The following is an 18,330-nucleotide window of genomic DNA, read 5'->3' as shown; positions in this document are numbered from 1 at the left end:
TTTTTTTGACGCTTTTTTGACAATTTATGAGCCTGAGGACAAACCGTTTTTTGGGTGGGTAAACTCCGTTTTATCTAATTTGATATTATTTGATCGCAATAGGCAAGGTAATTTTGCCTTATTTTTTATAAAGAATACCCCCCCTATTGCAAAAAGCTAATGTGAGTCAGTAGTATTGTTTAACACAGCTTTCGTTACGATACAATCAATATGTTTCTTCACTTATGGTTTATATAACACCGGCGTTGAATTGTATTTATTAAAACAGTTACGCTAAAGCACTTAAAACCATACCTCAATCAGTTTGCTGATTATTAGGATCTCCATTTTTTTACAGTAAGTCAGGTTATCTCCACCTCAAAAAATCGCAGATAAACATGCTGTGTCTAGCCCCAATAGGCCATTAAAAATATGGTACTACACTACCAATAACAGGCATCTTCAACCTTTCCGGCACTTTTAGGACGTTCTTGCGCACCTGGATAAATCCAATACTCATTCATTAAGGTTAAATATTTTCCTTTTTCATTAAAATCCTCAATTCCAAATTCAGGGTGTTCCCACCTTTTACCCTTTATTCCGAACAAAAGCTGAAGAGAGCCCCCTAGGTGAACAGCTTTTTTCCCCATCCGTTTAACATGCGCGGCTAACGGAAATCCATACGCCCCACAACCAATCAAACAAATATCATAATCGCATTTATCTATTTCGGATTTCATGTAATTCAAAGCCTCAAACCAATCTTTAAACCCATTATCGGAACCGCCAATACTCTGAACGGCCCTTATAACTTGTAGGCTCAGGAATTTCGGTAGGACTGCCGGATTTTCGAAAAGCAATTCTCGTCTTTTATATTGCGCTTCAATGGTATGTTTAAAGGGATGTACAACCAAAACCTTTTTTCCTTCGAGTATTCTGGTCCATGGTTTTTTGCTCCAATAAGGATCTAAATATATGAGTTGAATCTTACTTGCCTCGTTCAGTTCCTTTTGAATAAAAAATTCATTTTTTTGCCAGCTTCCCAGTATATCAACATTTTTTGTCTCCTCCAACATCAATTGACAGAATTTTTCTATATACCTTTCCGACATTGGGAAGAATCCCGCATTTTGATGCATAAAATTCAACAAGGTCTTGTTCCACCACCAATCAATAACATCTCCTTTAATATACTTGTATAAACTCTGCCTGCCTTGCCTTACTCCCAAATAATTAGTTATTGTTGCCAATTCAAAAGCCCCAAATCTGGCAATCATACATGGCTTATCCTGAGATAATAAACCATATATCTTTTGTGCTATGGAATCAGCGTCACTATCATGCTCCGGAAGATGACCTATTTCTTTTTTATTTATTTTCAAATATACCCTTCGAAGCCCTTTTAGTATGAAATTACTTAACTTATTCATAAATGTTTTCTTCTCAAAATTATTTACTTTACCGAAAAAGCAAACATCTTTTATTCATTCTGCAAATCTACTACTGACTTACTTAGAGCTTGCAAACGTTTGACATCAAAACCTCCCTTTTCGTCAACCAAAATCCACTCCTTTGAACCCGGATATCCGTGCCAAAAGTTTATAGGACACACTTTGATACCCTTATTTAATAAAGCCGGTTTATAAGAGAAGGAACTTTTACTGGTTATAAGCAAATCTGCATAAGCCATATGCACAAATGAATCATGAGCAGACATATCCAAACAATAATTGATGTTTTTAAACTTCTCAAATACGGCGAAGTCACTTCGTTCTCCTTGAGAAAACAGATATATATTAATTGTCTTATTTATAAGCAAATTATCTACAATAGTTGACAATACCGTTTCGAAGTAAGTATTGTCCTGCCAACGCATCTGAAGGTTAGGGTTATCGACATTTTTTTGAGGAATAATATCCCCGCGACGCACATGAACGGCAATATTAAAATCACTTTCCGAAAAAACTAATTTTTCATTCTCCCGCTCTTTGGCCATAAAGAACTTCTGTTTTATGTCTTCTTGAACCCCAAACTGATCGCGATATGCTTGATCTTGTTCACATATAAAAACAACTTGTTGATCCCTATATGAGGTAACAATCTTCCGGATTAAATTCAAATCACACTTTTTATCCTCATTAAACAGAGGTAATCGAATCTTTTTGTAACCTTTTTTCCTTATTAAGTCCTCTACCAAAACTTCGTTATCTCCGAAACCTAGAACATTATCCCATTGTTGTGATGAAAAAGGTATGTGCGCAAACTTGAGCCCGAATTGTTTTGCATACCAAAAACCGGCGATCCAATTAGCAATTTGATGACCAATACCAGCTCCCGGGTTTGGTATCGCAGAAAAATAATTGCCTTCCACGTTAGATTTTGGACGGTAAAAACGCGCATGCCAATAAGCCATATAAAACAAAGGATAAACTCTTTTACCAGCGGTTGTTTTAATCACCGAGCTCCTCAGTCTTCTCTTTAACTTGCTTAATAGAATATGAGCTTTCATTTTGCTATATTAAGTTTGAGTAGTATTAAATCCATGGAGCTTCTTACTTCTATGGGAAACCGCTTAAATTTTGCGGAAATCCTCTTTTTTATTGGTTTCGGTTTTTGCTCAAAGAAACCTCTTTTGCTATAATCCACCAAAATATTGTGTTTCTCAAATAACGGAACAACTTCTTTAAACCATCTTCCACCAATCACTCCGGTAAAAACATAAGGAATTAGTTCGAATTTGTCTTTCTCCACCCAACCCGGATCTACAACATAAAAATTGTGATCTAAAATAGCTGACCTTTTAGAACCCCACCACTCAAAATTCCAAGCAGTTTCATACGTCCGGATATGTTGATTTAAAACGGCCCTTCTCCAAAAAGATGCCTGACATGAAATACGATCCCTGTGAAACCTTGGCACTTTCCATAATTTTTTGTATTCCGAAGGAATTTCTGCTGGCGAACCTTGATCCGTTAACTGTATGCAATGAATGTCTTTATTACTTATCATTAACTGTGCAAATTCATTCACAATTTCGTCCTTTACTCTATCCTTAAAAAAATAATCCTCTTGTACATACAGCACAATATCTTCTTCGATCTTATTTAAGGCCCGTCGTAAACACTCGCTCCAAGTAATTTTGTGGGCATCCCGATTTTCTTCTGCAATCTTCAATGCTACAATATCTAAATCTTTATACGAATAATCTTTATACTCCGTATTTAAGTATATTTTCCCTTTGTAGTTAGGCCAATATTCTGAAAATAATTTAAAAAAAGGATCCCAGCAATCATCAAACTTATCACAGGTATTAACAAATATTGCGAATGAATTCATAGAACTATATTTATTTCTTAAAATTAATTTTGCGTACTACTTTACATGGATTTCCTGCTGCAAAAACACCGGAAGGTATATCTTTTGTTACTACACTACCCGCTCCAATCACAGTATTATTTCCTATAGTTACTCCTGGTAAAATAGTAACGTTTGTGGTTACCCAAACGTTTTTTCCAATTTTAATAGGTTTTGCAACTATTGTAGCAAAATCATCATAGTCATGCGTTGACGTAATTAACATATTCCTGAAGGAAAAAGAACACCCTTCTTCAATTGTCACAGGTGCGTAAGCTATTATAAACGTATCGGCCAAACCAACATTTTCTCCAACAACAAGATTTGGTGAAGAACTATAAAAATCTTTATTTATTGAGGTACTTTCGGGTAAGTCAAATGCCTTGCATACGAATTTTTTAACTAAAAAAAAATTTCTTAAAAAGGGAATTCCGTTTAGTTTTAAAGAAAATTTTTCTTTAAAACCATTAGCAGGTCGCCTCTCCCCCCCCTTTTTATACCTAATAATATCTGCACCCATAATTGCGCTATCTAAAAAAGTATTTAAAACTTAAATTCTTCGATTTATTTGCTATTATATTCTTAACTGTAATCCTCTCAACTTCAGTAAACCCGAAGTTCCAAATTGTTATCCCATACAATAAACTGCTGATTGCTACAACAAGCAATAACCTTAATATCCCTTCCGAAAAGATTAGTACAGGCACGGTTGAAATAAGAAGTACAAACAGAAAGGAAACCCCACATCTATAAACAACTTCGTTCAAAAATAAACGGACTGATAAACCCGATGTTTTTTTGGCGAAAAACACAGTTAAAACACCTGTAAAAACAGAATAAAATATAAATACGATATACATTATATATGCGGGAGAATCAAAGGAAAATAAAACAAACGTTAAAATTAAAGGGAAGAGATGAAAAATAGATTGGTATATTTTGTATTGCTTTATATTCCCAACTGCGGAAATGGAAGATTCGATTGTCAAGAACAACTGTTCTACCAAATTACGAATCAGCGTCAGTCTGCAAAACACGACGGCAAATTCAGGTACGTCTTTTAACCAAAGGTTAAAAATATATGGCATTTCAACCATTACCGGTATATAAAAAAACATTAACATAAAAAAAGACACTCTGCTTCCCATTATAGATGCTTTTAGCATTAGCTTCCTATCCCCTGCTCCTTCGCTTTTATCAATAACAGGATTTAATGCTTTCAATAAAACATTAGCAAATACACTTAACTGACCACTAATTTGCACAGCCACACCTTGGGCAGCATTTACTATTGTGCCAAAAAACATATTAATTACTATATTTTGGCCATAATTCGAGACCATACTAGTAGAAGATCCAAGAAATGACCAGCTAGCGAAACTTGACATCTCTTTAAATAGATTTTTATTATAGAATTTAACAAAATTAATTCTTACTTCCTCATATTTTAGGTGACAATATATACGCTTTATTATCAAAAGCAAAAATGTTAACGATGCCATCAATAAACCATAGCTAACCAACTTATCAAAGTTTGTATAAGAAATATAGAAAGCAATACTTAATTTCAATATGGCTTCCAATATACCTAATAAGGCTACAAAAAGCATATTCTCATGAGCATTAATAACTGCATCATACGGAACTGAAATAACAATAAAAAAAGTACTAATAACCAAAAATTGGAAAACAAGCCTTGCCGATTCCATCCTATTAGGATCAATCTTCAATATCGAATCAAATAAAAAGACACCCGCTATTTCAAGTATAATCACAACAGCAATTGCAATAAGCAAATGCAACAAAACGCTTACGTTAAATACTTGTCTTTGCTTTAGAAAGTTTCTATCCCCCTGAAAGTAACTCATGAAGCGCAGAGTTGCACTCGCCATGGCCGAATTCAAAAATGTAAGCATTGCTATCGCTCCACCCACTACATTATAAATGCCAAAATCCCCCACTCCCAAAGCTGATAGTATAAGCCTTGTGGTGTAAAGAGAAATGAAAACTGTAATTGCCATCCTGGCATACAGTATAAGTGTATTTTTTGCGACTCGATTAGCAGCTTGCATATGCGATTATAGTGATAAAAAGTATTGGTTCAGTTCATTCATTGATATAACTTCGTCCGCTCAGTCCCCATACTTGTGGTACCGATTACATCTGATTACAGCCTCTTTTTCACAATCGACCATACTAAAAACTACGTTTCGAAATTAGCTGCTTTTATTGTTAAAACGTGTTAACTGAAAATTGACCTTGACTAACACCCCCATTTCTTTTGTGTACATGTGTTTTTTTAGGATGACCCCCCTTTATTTCTTGTTAAATATCTTTCAAAGTTCAGTTTCATATTTTTTGTTGAGTCGCATATAATTATTGTGGCATTCATCCGTTTAATCATACAAAAGAATTATCCATAAAAAAAACGCTAATTTTGTACTGAAAAAAAAATGAAACATTTTAGATCATAAATCCATATAAATAGTTGGTGTTTTTAAAACTTAAACGCAAAAAACAAGTATAACAATTACAATAAACTAAATATGTGATAACAACCGTAACATAACGAACAACAATACAACACAACACAACACAACATGACAAATTTTACAAAATTTACGCTGATTGCATATTTTCTAATATTGCTTTCCAATGGTTTATTTGGACAAAAAAGTTATTACGTATCAGTAAACGAAGGATCCGATGAAAATAATGGCACAAGTTTAACTTCACCTTTCGCTACCTTACAAAAAGCTGCAGATATGGTTCAGGCAGGTGAAACTGTTTATATCCGCGAAGGTGTATACAGGGAACAAGTTAACCTCACAAGTTCCGGCCTCGAAGGTCAACCCATTATCTTTACTCCCTATAATGAGGAACAGGTAACTATTACAACCACAAATCTATTGTCCGGATGGACTCAAAATGATGGAAACATCTACAAAACCACATTTGATTCTAATGTTACGCCTAGAAATAAAATGACTGTTTTTATAGATGGCCTATGGGTGAATGAAGCACATTGGTCAAGTGTGGGTAAAAATGTTGACCTGCTTGATATTGACAAGTATTCACCCGTAGATTCATATTCATCAAATACAATATCGGATTCTGATTTAATGGGTTTTCCTAATGATTATTGGAAGGATGCGTATATATGGATTCAAGTGAACGATTGGTCTATTTGGCCTCGCAAAATCACTGGCTTTAATGGAAGCACAGGAACAATTACGGTTGATGGATCATTAGATGTTAACCTGGATAAGTACAAGTATTTAATTTTAGATTCCTATCACGCTCTTGATTCTGCCGGAGAGTGGTATTTTGACGATGATAATAACGAGCTGTATCTATGGTGTCCAAATGATGCAGACCCTAACACTGTATCCGTCGAAGTTAAGGTTAGGGAAAACTGTTTCGAGCTAAATGGCAATGATTATATCAATTTTGAAGGAATTGATTTTAGAGGTGGAGATATAAATATGGCGGGCTCAAACCATATTTTATTAACAGGTGCCCACATTTATGTTCCCGATTGGGATTTTGGAATGGACAGCGATTTCGATATCACATCGTTAAATATTGATGGTTCAAATAATATCATAAGGGATAACGAGATAGAGGGTGTTTGTGGTCAATTCATTACTCTGTCAGGTGCAAACAATTCAATTATAAATAACTATTTTCACAGGCTTGGCTATAACAACGCAGATGGAGCAGGTGTGGCGCTTAAAAAATGTGATACCGGAAACTTAATCAGCCATAACACATTTACCGAAGTAGGCCATTCTGTGATAAGTAGCGTAGGAGGCGCATACCAATTAATTATACAATACAATGAGTTTAGCAATACATGCATGTTAACGGCAGACGTTGGTGCGGTCGGTTTTGGGAACAGTTCATTCAATAATAGCATTGTACATCACAATGTTTTTCACGATATGGCAAATATGAGCGCTGGATTCTATATGGACTTTATGGGTTCCGACATCACCGTGCACCATAATATATTTTATGGGGGGCATTATTGGGGTATGAAGATAAATATACCCGCTACAAACATCTTCTTTTTCAACAACACTGTTTTTCAGCCCGGCACAATACATTCATCATCGGTGTCCGATGAATCCGAAGCTCAAAACGTAAGGATTTATAACAATATTTACTCAGACGCTCATGAAGTCTTAATCAATTCGGGAGCAGAATTCGAAGGTAATTATTTAACCCAAAGCGGGAGTAACTTTACAGATGTGTCGACTGGAGATTTTACACTAATTCAAGGTTCTAACGCAATAGATTGCGGAATTGAAATAGAAGGCATCACAGACAGTTTTAATGGAGCCGCTCCCGATGCAGGTGCTGTTGAGTTTGGTGAGCAAATGTGGGAATATGGTCACGACTTCAACTCCCTTCCAAATCCAAGCTATTACTGGTACGAAATCCCGTTTTCTAATTTTATTTCGAACCCTAGTTTTGAATCCGATTTAAATTACTGGACGACTAATCAAGGTGATCCAAAAGCTATTTATGGTAACTCCTGGAATTACAAAGAACAAGCCTTAGCTACAAATGGATATAATGCGCTAGAACTTCAGAACGGACATGAAATTGAACAATATATAAGCGGACTAAAACCAAATACCAATTACAAATTTACGGCTAAGGCTCGTGTATTGTCCGAAGACATTCAAATCGAAAGCCATACCTCGTATTCCGGTAGTTTTGATAAAGCTCACTATGGAAACGAATTTTCTTATGGTGACTTAAACAATGGGGAATGGTTATGTTTTGACAATGTAAATTTTGGCACTGATGAGGCTTTGTACAACACTATAGAGATAGGGGTTAACAGAAACAGTGAAATTGAAATAGAAATTCGACTTGACAACTTAAATGGTGACCTGTTGACCACTTTCGATATCCAGGGAGGTACAGAGATCACCTGGAATATGTCCAGCGCTAAAATTCCATCTGTCATAGGGACTCACAAAGTATATCTGATCATTAAAGATTGCACGAACACAAGCAGCAGAATTGACCGTATCCGATTGCTAAACACAAACTTATCAGAAAGGGTAAAATTAAGCGTTAAGGATTATGATAATAACAAAATAATAACAGAAGAGATTGGCTATGCCTATTGGACCGGCGAAGAAGGTCTTGTATTTAAAACTGGCAGTGCCTCAAATTCAGCCACGATTATCCTAGAAAAAGAAAAAGGAAATCTGAACGGTTATATTGACAATGTCTCTCTGATACAAACCAGCACAGCTCAATCATCAATCATGCCGCACAAAATACCCGGTATTATTTTCTTGGAAAACTATGACGAAGGAGGTCAAGGTATAGCGTATAATGTAATAAACACAAGTGAAGCAAACATTCGAAGTTCAAAGGACAAAGTTGGAATTGAGCCTATGGATGAATCCAATGAAGTCAATTATATTTCCGATTTAAAACGTGGAGAATGGCTGGAATACACAATCAGCACCGTAGAATCCGGTTTATATAACATTGACCTAAAGTGCATAAACAACGTTGTTGACACATGTAATATTATCCTCACTTTAAATAATCTTGAATTAGGTAAGTTTGTGCTTGCTCCAAAAGAAGATTCTTACGAATGGGAAACTATTCGTTTAACCGATATCAATATTGATGAAAGGTATGACCAAGTTTTAAGGCTACAGGTTTTGGATGGTTCACTACAACTTAATCATCTAAATTTCTCAAAAATACCGGGAATTAATATTACAAAATGCTTTCCTACACCCACAAGGGATCTTTTTGCTATTGTGTTTACATGTAAAGAGGTAGCCTCTATTCCAATCAATGTTTATAACGAAATGGGCCAGCTCGTATTAACAGAGCAAATTGTTTCTAAAGAAGGGACTAACAAAGCCGTACTAAACCTATCGGGGCTTGAAACGGGTTTGTACAAAATTGTTTTAAATTATGACAATTCAGATATAATTATTAACACATCGAAAATAGCTTTTATTCCATAATATTATTTTTTGCATATTGCTATTTTTTGGAACATAGAAGTGTCAAGTCACACTTGAAATGACGGTTAAGTCGACTTTATTTTTTGAATCTTACGAAATTACAAAAAGTAAGCATAACCTGTCCCGACTATGCGGGAGTCATAGCTACGTATGCCTTTTTATAATACGTAAGAAAGAAATAAACTTGGTCTGTCGGGACAGGCACAACATGACATTGACATCTAAATATCGAATGAGGCTGTCTCATAACCAAGAAGACAGCGTTTTTTTTAAAGTCGCACTTCACACAAAATCATATAATATTGGAGGAAAAATAACATCCAGTAGTTTAATACTTTACCGAAGTCATTCTTACAATCTTTTTCTGATTTAAAACAATATTTAGATTTTTGGATAATTCTCCTGCCCCTTTCCAATTCAAATGAACATAATCCATAAACCATGTTGAATCTCCCAGATGCGCATAGTCAATAAATTTGTAATTATTTTTCTCAATCACATTTGACTTAAAGTTTTCATAATATTCATGATAACAATCTGGTATTAAACGATACACCTCTTGTCTAATTGGAAAAGCAAGCAATATCAACTCTATATCCTTTTCTTCACACAACTCCCCGATAGAATCTATATAACTAATATTTATGTCGTTATATCGAGAATTAAAATCGCCACTATTGAAATGCTCTGCGATAAAAGAACCATATTCCTTTTTGTTATACGTTGAATATTTAGAACCTTCACCATTCACAAAACCCCGACTATGGACCAAATCTTTACTGTCACCTTTTTTTTCCGCTCCTCTTAACCAACGTTTTATATAATTAAAATGAGGGAATATTCTATAACGAATAAATACTTCCATATAATTTAACCTATCCACATTTAAAACGGTAAGCTCCTTTGGCAAGACTACTTCTCTAAGCGAAACTAATCTGGAAAACATTTCACTGGAAACCGACTTTTTGCCGTAAAAAACATTTCCTTTAAAATTCATCTCCTGCAATCCTGTTGAAATAACTATCTTATTTATTGAGTTATCTTGTTTCAAAATCTCCCGCAGCTTAAAATAGTTAATAATATTTGGTTCTGCTCGTTGAGAAATGTTTTCGGAATTTTTAATTAGTGCTGGATCCAAGCCCCAGCTGGTAAGAGAACTACCAGTCAACAGCACCTCTGTTGAATCTGCACATTGATAACTATATTCTTTAATTAGTCGATCATTAAAATAAAAACTAATTGAACAAAGTACAGCTATAATAATACACAGTTTTAAAATTTTTGAAAAAAACTTGATCTTCATAATTAAAAATTATTTACCATTCATAATTTTCTTAAAATTGCATATAAACAAAATTTGTCTGGTTTTTTGAAAAGTACACTACAAACATAATCCAAAATATATAGAGCGTCCATCTAAATACATTATTAGTCTTCAAGACATTACAAGATTGTAAGCGCTTAATTTTATCTTCATCAATAATATCTCTTACAATAACAAAAATTGCCATAAAAAACACAAGGTAAAACTCCGGGTTCCGCAGGCTTGCTCCGCCCTCGTTAGTATCCATTTTCAAGTGCATCAGGTTATAATAAAAATAACCTACATCCCTGATGCTTTTTGCAAAAAAGAAAACCAACGAATTGGCAAAAAACAAATAAACCAGCGCTCTGCTTCCCCACTTCAAAATAGGTTCTGAAATTTTATACTTCAATTGACTCCGCCATCTTTTGGTCTTGTTTTCATACATCAATGCAAGGACTTGAAGAAACCCTAAAAATATAAAAGTCCAGTTGGCACCATGCCAGATACCAATAAATGTAAAACTGACAAATATGGCATAGTAAATGGCGTTGCTCCCCCACTTTCTATGTTTTAACAACACCCGGTTATATATAAATGTATTACACCAAGTTGTTAATGAAATATGCCATCTCCTCCAAAATTCGCCTACTGTCCTGGCCATAAAAGGCCTGTTAAAGTTATCGGTTAATTGAACCCCAAATATTTTGGCAAAACCCAACGCCATATCCGTATATCCCGAAAAATCACAATACAATTGAATGGGTTGAATTAAAAAAGTAAGAAGCAATCCAACTCCTTGATAATGTTCAACGTTATTATATGTTGTGCTAACAATTATACCCAGTGTGTCCCCAATAACCAATTTTTTAAACAAGCCCCATAAAACCAACTGCCCTCCTGTTACAACGCTTGTATAATCAAATTCTATTGGATTTTTCAACTGGCTCAGGAAATTTTTGTGCCTTTCAATTGGGCCAGCAACAATTTTTGGCCAAAAAAACATATACAGGGTAAAATCCAATAGGTTCTTCTCGGCCTGCTCCTTTGTTTTATACATAGTGTACAAATAACCAATAGCCTGAAAAGTATAATAAGACAAACCAATGGGCACTAGCACATCCGCATAAGGGATCTCAAAACCTGAAATCCCCCCAAGCAAAACATTGACATTTTCGACCAGAAAATTAATATACTTAAAGAACACTAACCCTCCTATATTAAGCACCTGACCGAGATAATAAGCGTATCTCCTTTTCGTATCTTTTAAGGTATCCATTCCGATACCCACCATAAAATTGAGCAGGGTAAACAAAGAGGTATAAACTAAAAAGGACAACGAAAAAGCCCCTATAAAAAAGAAGCTGGATATGCATAATATCACTTTCCTGTACTTAATAGGAACACTATAAAAAATGATTAATAGTGTAAAGAAAAACAAGAAAAATTGTATGGAGGCAAATAGCATTTTTTGTAATTAATTAATTTAACTCACTTTTTCAACAAACCCTATTCAATATTACCGGTAACATATTTGTTGCTGCCTGTTAAAAATGTCAAGCACCCATTATTTTAAACAAAGCGTACCTTGCTTTCACTAACAACTATCCTCTCCCAATATTGAAAACATCAAAACCTAGCTCCAGCAAAGCTTCTTTATTCAGGATGTTTCTACCATCAAATACAAAGGCCGGTCTTAGCATGGCATCGTATACTTTTTTCCAGTCGTACGTTTTAAACTCGTCCCACTCGGTTAATACCGCAATAGCATGGGCGCTGTCCATCGCTTGGTATACATTTTCGTGTAAGGTAACCAAATTTCTTATTTCATCCATATCCATCTGCTCACCATGCTGCGTATATCGGCCAAGACGGTTGGTTTGCAAATATTCCAAGTCCCCAAATATTTGTTCTTGGGTTACTTTAGGGTCGTACACATGAATTTCTGCTCTATCCTGCAACAACTGATCAGCCACATAAATAGCGGCCGACTCGCGAGTGTCGTTGGTATCCTTTTTAAAAGCCCACCCGAGGAAGGCAATTTTTTTTCCCGAGACTGTATTGAAAAGTTTATCCATGATGACTTTTCCAAAGCGGTGTTTTTGGTAGTCGTTCATGACGATCACCTGCTCCCAGTAATCTGCCACTTCGGGCAAATTGAAGTGGTGACACAAATAAACCAGGTTAAGGATATCTTTTTGAAAACAAGAACCGTCAAACCCCACGGAGGACTTTAAAAACTTAGGTCCGATACGGCTATCGGTACCTATTGCATAGGCCACTTCATCCACATCGGCACCTGTTTTTTCGCACAATGCCGAAATGGCATTGATAGACGAAACGCGTTGTGCCAAAAAAGCGTTAGCCGTTAGTTTGGATAGCTCGGACGACCACACTCTTGTGGTAATAATACGTTTGCGAGGAACCCAGTTTTCGTACACTTTAACCAATGCGGCAATGGCTTCCTGCCCTTGCTCATCCTCACCTCCACCAATCAGCACCCTGTCCGGCGATTGCAAATCTGTAACAGCAGTGCCTTCCGCCAAAAATTCGGGACTGGACAACACCTGCAAGTTGACGTCGTTTCCGGTGGAGTTTAGTATAGTACGAATCGCCTGAGCCGTACGAACCGGAAGGGTAGACTTTTCGATAATGATTTTATCGTCCTTGGCCACCTTTGCAATCTGTCTCGCACAAAGCTCAATATATTTTAAATCGGCGGCCCTACCTTTGCCCACACCATAAGTCTTAGTAGGTGTGTTCACCGAAATAAATATCATTTGTGCTTCCTCTATTGCCTGCTCAACGTTGGTGCTAAAAAACAGATTCCTGCCGCGTGCTTCCCTAACCACGTCTGCCAAACCGGGTTCGTAGACCGGCAATTTAGTTAAATCGGCATCATTCCAATCGGCAATGCGTTGCTTATTCAAATCAACAACCGTAACTTTTATTTGAGGACATTTTTGTGCCAGGACAGCCATTGTAGGTCCGCCTACGTATCCTGCACCGATGCAGCAGATATTGTATGCTTTGGGTAATGCCATCTATTTTAAACCACCTAAGCAAAGCTATATTTGTTTGCTATTAAATGAGACCACTAATTTATGACACTTTACTGTTAACACGTGTTAATAGAGGTCATTGCTTGACAAAGAAGGTTTTTTTCTTGATTTACACACGAATTTCATAGGTGACACCATAAAAAAAGGCATAAAAAAATCACCGTCATCAAAAGAACGGTGATTTTATTTTTTTAAGTTATACAGCAATATTCAAATTCGTTTTTCGGAATAAATACTTGCTGCAACGGTATACTTTTTAGTTGTCACTGATATAGGTCACTTCAATATCGTAAACCGAGGTGATATAGCTACCATCACCAACGGTTGAGGGTACAATAACCTTGCTCTTCCCCCCTTTTCTCATATTCAGTATGGCCTGCTCTACTCCGCTGTACACGCCTGAGCCACTTCCAGCCACAAAAACATCAGGATCTACATAACCGTAATTTGAAGGGTCGGATGAATGCCAGAATAACCCGGGCTGATCCAGTGAATCCCTGGCTATAACATACCTGTTATACCTGTACCCCACCTGATTACCAACAGAAACAGCCTTTCCTGTGCCGGTTTCCAGCTCAAAATATATCAAGCCTGTCTCTAACGATTTGTCAATGGTGTCCACCGCCTCCAACGTCCAAAAGTCTTTGTAGTTCAATCCTGCTGGATTATTAGAATCGGGCACACTCTCTAAAAACTCCTGCAAAAGCTCTTGCTCAATAGCCAACCTTTGCCTCGAACTTAAAACAGTATCTGTTTCGCAACTAATAGCCAGTACCAACACCAACAGGCCAACTAACTTTGTAAGTATTTTAATCATTTAATATGTTCTCCTTTTTATTGAACCACAAAGTAAATCTTTTATTGTAATCCTACAAAATACGATGCTTATTTATTCCTTATTAAACCCACCAACTCTACTTTGTACAGAAGGGTAGATCTTCCCGGCACTCTGTCGTCATCGCCTACCAAACCATGCGCCCTGTGCGGCGGCATAATAAAAGTTGCTTTGGATCCTTTGCGCAACAGTAAAATCCCTTCTTCGAGTCCCGACTCTACGCCCCCTTGTCCTACCTTAAAGGATTTGTAACCCAGGGAATCAGACGAATAACAATGCGTTCCATCCAGTAAGGAAACATCATAGGCGATTTTTACCACATCCCCTTTCTGCACCAATTCCCCTTCACCTATTTCTTCAATCTGATACCATAGTCCGGTTTGTGTTTCCAACATCTGATATTCGTTCCTCTCCACATAGGCTTTAATGGCAGAAGCATCCTGTTCCACCATGTACCTGTTAACAGAAATAAGTTCCTCCGCGGTAACTTTCCGCTTCTGAGGTTTTTCATTATTTTGCAGTTTGCATCCTACCATTATTATTAACGATAGGGCACTAACGACGATATATTTACAACGCATTGTTTTTAAATTTTTCATAGAATCGAGGCAGTTCCGTTTTAAATTTTTCTAAAGTTAATTCCAAAGATACTAAAGATTCCCCTCCCGCTGCGTTGCGATGTCCGCCACCGGAAAAATTAAGTTCGGAAAACAAGTTCACCGGGAATTCTCCCCTGGAACGGAATGAACATTTTACCTTATCGTCTTTCTCCATAAAAAAGGCCGAAACATTGATTCCTTCAATACCCAACGGATAGTTCACAAAGCCTTCCGTATCCCCAGGCTGAAAATGATGTGCCTCCAATTCCTTTTTATCCAACCACATAAAGGCAGCTTTTTGTTCAGGCATTAAAGACATCTTGTTTCCTAAAACATGTCCCAATAATTTCATCCTATAAAACGAGTTACTATGGAACACCAACTGGTGAATTTTGTCCTTGTTAATATTTTTTTCCAATAATCCGGCAACCATCCTATAGGTCTCAGGGTTGGAGGAATTATAGCTGAGCGAACCCGTATCTGTCATGATACCGGTGTAGAAACATTCTGCAGTATCGGTGTCCACATAATCGTTCCACCCCAATTTGTTTATTACATTATAGGCCAATTCACAAGTTGAAGATGAAGAAGGAACAGAAATCATTATATCCGCTATTTCCTCGGGATATGGATGGTGGTCTATCATTATTTTTTTGGCATTTAGTTTCCCTATCTCTTTCTCTAAATCGCCAGCACGTTTCAAACTGTTGAAATCTACAAATATCAGCAAGTCGGCATTGCTTAAACTTTTTATCGCTTCTTTCTTGTTTACCTCAAAATTAACGGCATCTTCCGCTCCTTTCATCCAAGACAAAAATTTGGGGTAGGCGGATGGTGAAACAACCTGAACCTTTTTTCCAATATTTCGCAAAACATGGTAAATTCCCAAAGAAGACCCCATGGCATCTCCATCCGGATTCAGGTGCGGGATAATGACAATGTGCTCAGCTCCATGTAATGTCGCCTTTAACGAAGGCGTATCTAACTTATCTATCATATCAACATTTTGAAAGATCAAAGATAAATAAATATCAATAACAGGATTTTGACATGCTACAAATTATTACTATCATTAGAGAAGAAGAAAAATTTTAAACAACCTTTCGGTTGGGATGTTAATATCAAAGCTATTACATAAAACAAATAAACTATGGCAGGGAACAAAACACTAACGATAATCAAACCTTTTGCGGTAAAAAATGGAAAACTGGGCGCCATCCTACATAAAATTGAAGAATCCGGTTACCGATTTGCTGCTATTAAAACTTTAAAACTTGACAAGCACGATGCGGAAACATTTTACGAAGAGCATAAAGGAAAACCATTTTTTGATGATTTAACTGATTTTATGTCTTCAGGCCCCATTACTGCCGCTATTTTGGAAAAAGAAAATGCGGTTGCCGACTTTCGTTTTTTGATTGGCGCTACTGATCCTAATGAAGCAAAGGAAGGAACAATCAGGAAAATGTTTGCCACAGACAAAACCCATAACGCCATTCACGGTTCGGATAGCGATGAAAGCGCAGATAAGGAATGTAACTTTTTCTTTAGTAAACGAGAAAGGCTCTGATTCTGTTGGCAGTCAACAGTCAGCAGTTCGCATTTATCAGTTGCCCAAAGACAAAGGGAATGGAGCTAAGAGATTAGAGAGGCGACTACTGTGCATTATGTTAGAAACATCACTATTTTAAAGTCAAGATTCATAGAACTATCTTCTGTAACGCCCATTAATTGGGCGTTCAATTTTCATTTTTAAATCAGACCCATACCAATTTAACTATATTGGCCGTGGAGAACCTCCAACTTGCTTTTTAAAACATCTGCTGGTATTACCTAAAGGCTCTGTTCATTCAAGCATGCCTACCTGGTATATTCTCACAAGTGATGCGACCACAGAAAAAGCTTTATTGGTTTGTGCCTCTTTTTTTCAACAGTCATCAAAAGCTGCCCTATGAGGGTACACCATACTTGTGTACGTATAGCATTCTCATTTTCGCCATAGAAGTAGTGGAGCAGAAAGTTTTGCTTCATCTTTTTATAATGCTGATGCAAAAAGCTGCTTAATTTTTTCAAGATATGGAAGTCGCACGCTCACACTTACACCCGAGTATTTCAAGCTACTAATTGATTTGGTTTTGGATACTTTTCAGAAAAAGCATCTTATAAATAAGTTACCAAAAGCCTTTCAGCTGTATGGGTATGGTTCATTTGACGAAAGTAAACCCAGTTTGAAAACTGACTTTGAAGAAATAGGTTCGGAGGTTATTAACGGCAAATATATGTACGACAAATACAGGGAGTTTGAAAAGGGAAGAACCGCCATCAAACTAAACGACTACTACAAATCCATCATTCTGCTATATATTGGTTTTGACGATTTTCAAAAATATCTGGACAAATACAAACTAACGGATGAAGAAAACAAGAAGCAGCTTTCGCTAATTAGCGGTGATAAAGCCAACCTCACCTATTACTACATCATCTATTATTTTGGTGAAGATGAGAGAATAATCAAAGGAAAAACCATTATCTCGAACAACTGGAAATACAACTTATTTTTATGTATCCTCTGCCCGATGGTACCATAAGAGAACATTACAGCAACGGATCTGGGATACGGCAAGGAGATACCATTTCCATAAAAACCAAAACCCTTTCGGGTGGCAGATATATTGAAGGAGCCAGTGAGATTTATTATATCGGGCACAAATCTCCTGCCAGTCTTAATTATTTGGTAGGAACCTATTGCACATTCGACATTTACACCAATACGGTAGCCGGAAGAGCCATATTGGAGCGATGCGACACCAAGGAAAAAATGGATAAAATGGCCAGCACACCGGAAATCCCACCATATATTGCTATGGAAATCAGAGACAAGCGCATTGTAAACGACAGTAAGTTAGCGGCCAGGCACTTTCTGGAGCTGTCCACTAACAGCCCATATGCATCCATTTTTGGCAAGGTACCCGGATATTACAAGATCAAGTTTGATGTTGAAGAGAGCTTTAACCCGCAAAAAACGTCCGTATTGAAAAAGACAGAATAGAACTGATCAACAAAGGATCCATCCTGAATTTCAGGTTTAATTTTTCGGGTATTATCGTAATGGAGCGTGTTAACATCAGTGGGGTTGACAATGAGAACAGGTTGGTAAATGGAACCCTTACTTTGGCGTTCAGCCCGT

The 18,330-nt window shown here is 36.7% G+C and carries 15 protein-coding genes; 4 read left to right on the top strand and 11 right to left on the bottom strand.

All coding sequences use genetic code 11. The features are described 5' to 3' along the window. Positions 1-422 precede the first annotated feature (422 nt). From ACRD64_RS22195 to ACRD64_RS22175, 5 genes are read right to left on the bottom strand one after another with little or no spacing between them, the layout of a single operon-like run. The gene (locus ACRD64_RS22195) at positions 423-1,409 is read right to left on the bottom strand and encodes a hypothetical protein (RefSeq protein WP_430936224.1); all 987 of its coding nucleotides are present in this window, start codon (positions 1,407-1,409) and stop codon (positions 423-425) included. A 50-nt stretch (positions 1,410-1,459) separates the two neighbouring features. Continuing rightward, positions 1,460-2,488, bottom strand: a complete 1,029-nt coding sequence (locus ACRD64_RS22190) for a hypothetical protein (RefSeq protein WP_430936222.1) — start codon at positions 2,486-2,488, stop codon at positions 1,460-1,462. After that, complete coding sequence (locus tag ACRD64_RS22185) at positions 2,485-3,315, bottom strand: hypothetical protein (RefSeq protein WP_430936220.1); 831 nt, start codon at positions 3,313-3,315, stop codon at positions 2,485-2,487. The genes ACRD64_RS22190 and ACRD64_RS22185 overlap by 4 nt, the downstream gene beginning before the upstream one ends. 10 nt (positions 3,316-3,325) lie before the next feature. Next, entirely contained in the window at positions 3,326-3,853 is a 528-nt protein-coding gene (locus tag ACRD64_RS22180; RefSeq protein WP_430936218.1) for an acyltransferase, read from the bottom strand. Positions 3,854-3,860: 7 nt separating this feature from the next. Beyond that, positions 3,861-5,354 (bottom strand): hypothetical protein, encoded by a 1,494-nt coding sequence (locus ACRD64_RS22175; RefSeq protein WP_430936216.1) that lies wholly within the window; start codon positions 5,352-5,354, stop codon positions 3,861-3,863. Positions 5,355-5,933: 579 nt separating this feature from the next. Here ACRD64_RS22175 and ACRD64_RS22170 point away from each other — a divergent pair. Then, entirely contained in the window at positions 5,934-9,344 is a 3,411-nt protein-coding gene (locus ACRD64_RS22170) for a carbohydrate-binding protein (RefSeq protein ID WP_430936214.1), read from the top strand. A gap of 328 nt (positions 9,345-9,672) precedes the next feature. Here ACRD64_RS22170 and ACRD64_RS22165 read toward each other — a convergent pair whose 3' ends face one another. The 6 genes from ACRD64_RS22165 to ACRD64_RS22140 form a co-directional block, all read right to left on the bottom strand. Continuing rightward, entirely contained in the window at positions 9,673-10,647 is a 975-nt protein-coding gene (locus ACRD64_RS22165; protein WP_430936212.1) for a hypothetical protein, read from the bottom strand. A 31-nt stretch (positions 10,648-10,678) separates the two neighbouring features. Then, the gene (locus tag ACRD64_RS22160; RefSeq protein ID WP_430936210.1) at positions 10,679-12,031 is read right to left on the bottom strand and encodes an MBOAT family O-acyltransferase; all 1,353 of its coding nucleotides are present in this window, start codon (positions 12,029-12,031) and stop codon (positions 10,679-10,681) included. A 220-nt stretch (positions 12,032-12,251) separates the two neighbouring features. Continuing rightward, the gene (locus tag ACRD64_RS22155) at positions 12,252-13,691 is read right to left on the bottom strand and encodes a nucleotide sugar dehydrogenase (RefSeq protein ID WP_430936208.1); all 1,440 of its coding nucleotides are present in this window, start codon (positions 13,689-13,691) and stop codon (positions 12,252-12,254) included. Positions 13,692-13,965: 274 nt separating this feature from the next. Beyond that, entirely contained in the window at positions 13,966-14,526 is a 561-nt protein-coding gene (locus ACRD64_RS22150) for a hypothetical protein (protein ID WP_430936206.1), read from the bottom strand. A gap of 68 nt (positions 14,527-14,594) precedes the next feature. Then, complete coding sequence (locus ACRD64_RS22145; RefSeq protein WP_430936204.1) at positions 14,595-15,125, bottom strand: FKBP-type peptidyl-prolyl cis-trans isomerase; 531 nt, start codon at positions 15,123-15,125, stop codon at positions 14,595-14,597. Further along, a complete protein-coding gene (locus ACRD64_RS22140; protein ID WP_430936202.1) occupies positions 15,115-16,140 on the bottom strand; it encodes a DHH family phosphoesterase in 1,026 nt (341 codons plus the stop codon). Before ACRD64_RS22140 ends, ACRD64_RS22145 begins: the two co-directional genes overlap by 11 nt. A gap of 153 nt (positions 16,141-16,293) precedes the next feature. Between ACRD64_RS22140 and ndk the strand changes: the two genes are divergently transcribed. The 3 genes from ndk (at position 16,294) to ACRD64_RS22125 (ending at position 18,192) form a co-directional block, all read left to right on the top strand. Next, complete coding sequence (ndk, locus tag ACRD64_RS22135) at positions 16,294-16,713, top strand: nucleoside-diphosphate kinase (protein ID WP_430936200.1); 420 nt, start codon at positions 16,294-16,296, stop codon at positions 16,711-16,713. Positions 16,714-17,278: 565 nt separating this feature from the next. Continuing rightward, positions 17,279-17,731, top strand: coding sequence for a hypothetical protein (locus tag ACRD64_RS22130; RefSeq protein WP_430936198.1), 453 nt, complete (start codon positions 17,279-17,281; stop codon positions 17,729-17,731). Continuing rightward, positions 17,704-18,192, top strand: coding sequence for a hypothetical protein (locus tag ACRD64_RS22125; protein WP_430936196.1), 489 nt, complete (start codon positions 17,704-17,706; stop codon positions 18,190-18,192). Before ACRD64_RS22130 ends, ACRD64_RS22125 begins: the two co-directional genes overlap by 28 nt. Positions 18,193-18,330 lie beyond the last annotated feature (138 nt).

This window comes from Saccharicrinis sp. 156, from assembly GCF_050589685.1.
Lineage (GTDB): Bacteria > Bacteroidota > Bacteroidia > Bacteroidales > Marinilabiliaceae > Saccharicrinis.
This window is presented reverse-complemented; position numbering and strand designations above follow the sequence as displayed.

Bases quoted from the DNA above. Each gene is read 5' to 3' on its own strand.
- ACRD64_RS22190 (WP_430936222.1), bottom strand. From the start codon at position 2,488: ATGAAAGCTCATATTCTATTAAGCAAGTTAAAGAGAAGACTGAGGAGC.
- ACRD64_RS22125 (WP_430936196.1), top strand. From the start codon at position 17,704: ATGTATCCTCTGCCCGATGGTACCATAAGAGAACATTACAGCAACGGA.
- ACRD64_RS22140 (WP_430936202.1), bottom strand. From the start codon at position 16,140: ATGATAGATAAGTTAGATACGCCTTCGTTAAAGGCGACATTACATGGA.
- ACRD64_RS22180 (WP_430936218.1), bottom strand. From the start codon at position 3,853: ATGGGTGCAGATATTATTAGGTATAAAAAGGGGGGGGAGAGGCGACCT.
- ACRD64_RS22170 (WP_430936214.1), top strand. From the start codon at position 5,934: ATGACAAATTTTACAAAATTTACGCTGATTGCATATTTTCTAATATTG.
- ACRD64_RS22155 (WP_430936208.1), bottom strand. From the start codon at position 13,691: ATGGCATTACCCAAAGCATACAATATCTGCTGCATCGGTGCAGGATAC.
- ACRD64_RS22165 (WP_430936212.1), bottom strand. From the start codon at position 10,647: ATGAAGATCAAGTTTTTTTCAAAAATTTTAAAACTGTGTATTATTATA.
- ACRD64_RS22150 (WP_430936206.1), bottom strand. From the start codon at position 14,526: ATGATTAAAATACTTACAAAGTTAGTTGGCCTGTTGGTGTTGGTACTG.
- ACRD64_RS22175 (WP_430936216.1), bottom strand. From the start codon at position 5,354: ATGGCAATTACAGTTTTCATTTCTCTTTACACCACAAGGCTTATACTA.
- ACRD64_RS22145 (WP_430936204.1), bottom strand. From the start codon at position 15,125: ATGCGTTGTAAATATATCGTCGTTAGTGCCCTATCGTTAATAATAATG.
- ACRD64_RS22185 (WP_430936220.1), bottom strand. From the start codon at position 3,315: ATGAATTCATTCGCAATATTTGTTAATACCTGTGATAAGTTTGATGAT.
- ACRD64_RS22195 (WP_430936224.1), bottom strand. From the start codon at position 1,409: ATGAATAAGTTAAGTAATTTCATACTAAAAGGGCTTCGAAGGGTATAT.
- ndk (WP_430936200.1), top strand. From the start codon at position 16,294: ATGGCAGGGAACAAAACACTAACGATAATCAAACCTTTTGCGGTAAAA.